The organism is Moorena bouillonii PNG, assembly GCF_001942495.1.
Lineage (GTDB): Bacteria > Cyanobacteriota > Cyanobacteriia > Cyanobacteriales > Coleofasciculaceae > Moorena > Moorena bouillonii.
The window spans coordinates 1,006,864-1,008,750 of record NZ_MKZS01000001.1; the positions used below are offsets into that span (position 1 = coordinate 1,006,864).

Below are 1,887 nucleotides of genomic sequence, written 5' to 3' on the forward strand. Positions count from 1 at the left end.
GTTCCCTGTTCCCTGTTCCCGATTCCCGATTCCCGATTCCCGATTCCCGATTCCCTAACACCCAGACCGAATTAAAAACCGCTATAAAAACTGCTAAATACTACATATCTCAAGGCGAGAGAAGAGAGATACGCCACCCATAAAAAAGGCAAAGTATGCCCAACCGGAAAAGAATCCGACATAGCTGACTGGTAGATGCCCCTGGGGAGCATTGAGGGTGAAGGGCAGGTCAACGTAATCTAGCCACTTTTCGTTGGTGTGCCATCCGAGTTGATCGCCAAAGCGACAGTAAGTTTCATAGTCATAATCGGCACCAGGAGTTACCTGCACACTCTCGGTCACTAAGCTCTGCCAGATTTGTTTCTGTACACTAAAGCCAAAGCGCCCATTGCTGTACTTTACCCAGAGGGTGTTGAGAGTATAGAGGTCTTTACAAGGAAACTTGTTGATATCTGGGATGTCAAGCCAGCCTTCTTCTTCTCGTCCTGCTGCTTTGAGCATAACAGCGAGAGTTTCTTGATCTGCCTCTTGCCACTTTCTACGAATTAGTAAATCCCGTAATGGGCGGTAATCTACTCCTACATCAGAACTAAGGTCATCAACTTCACTCAAACAGGTGAAATAATCGTCTTCAGTCAAGGGCTGTAACCATTCGTGCACTGACTGAGGACGGTCTTTTGGCTCTAAGGCCATGGCTTGGAGAATTACTTGATTTAAGCGATCGCTAATACTAGGAACCAGTTCTTTTGGTGGCACCAGCTCTTCACCGTCATACTTGCGGTAAATTGACTCGGTAGGATTTAGCCCAGTTACGGCATGGTACAGTGAAGCCGCTAGAGAGTAGACATCCACCGTGGCGTGACGACTGCCTTGGTAGTATAGCTCGTAGGGTCGAAATGGTTTATTGTCAATATGGCTCGACACATTACTATCTCGGAGTATATCCCCAGGAATCTCAAAGTCAATCAATACCGGTTTGCCAGTGTTACTGACCACGATATTATGAGGGCTTATATCTAAATGCACTAGCCCTACTCCATGGATTAGATTCAAGGCTGACCCAATTTGAGTGATGTAGGCTACTGCATCAGTTTCAGGTAATGGTCCTATGCGTTGTACCAAATTCCACAAACTTTCCCCGGAAATAAAATCCATTACGAGGCAGTAGGTATCTCCTTCTTGAAACAAGTCTCTGACCTGGACCAGGGATTCAAGGTCAGCAGACAGTTGAGCCAGCAGTTGTCCTTGCTTGATAAATTGTTCTCCATAGTTGGGGTAGTCTGGAGCCAATCTCAGGCTTTCGTGTGGTGTTTTAATTACAACATCTTGATTAAGTAACTGATGGACTGCTTTGTAAGTAATTCCAAAAGCTCCACGTCCAATAATTTTATCGATCTTGTATTTACCACCATGTAACAGCTGTTGCTCTGACCAGACCATATATATTAGTTGTTAGTTGTTTATGATTCGTGTTTAGGTTTAGTAGATTTACCCTGGCTCCTAGGAGGATTATCAACTAGTTTAAGACACCCTCAATTCAAATAATATTGATAATACAAATAATGCTATAGCATTATTGAGTAAGTATTAAGCTATCAGTTATCAGCTATCAGCTATCAGCTATCAGCTATCAGCTTATGCGCTACGCGCACGGCTGACGGCTGACGGCTGACGGCTTACATTATTTACATGCTATTAAATATGATAATTAATTTTTTGAGGATTAATTTTCAGTACTCATATACTTTAGTATAATTCATTCAGGTTTGCCATCCTCTGGAGCATCAGGTGTTAGCCGTTAATTACTCTGTGAAGAGAAAAAAGCTAGCTATAGGGAATAGGGAATAGGGAATAGGGAATAGGGAATAGGGAATAGGGAATAGGGAA

General features: G+C 43.2%; 1 protein-coding gene. It reads right to left on the bottom strand.

The window, feature by feature from the left end; genetic code table 11:
* Window positions 1-93: 93 nt before the first annotated feature.
* Window positions 94-1,440 carry a serine/threonine-protein kinase gene (locus BJP37_RS04085; protein ID WP_075896684.1) on the bottom strand — a complete coding sequence of 449 codons (1,347 nt, stop codon included), beginning with the start codon at window positions 1,438-1,440 and terminating at the stop codon, window positions 94-96.
* Window positions 1,441-1,887: the final 447 nt, after the last annotated feature.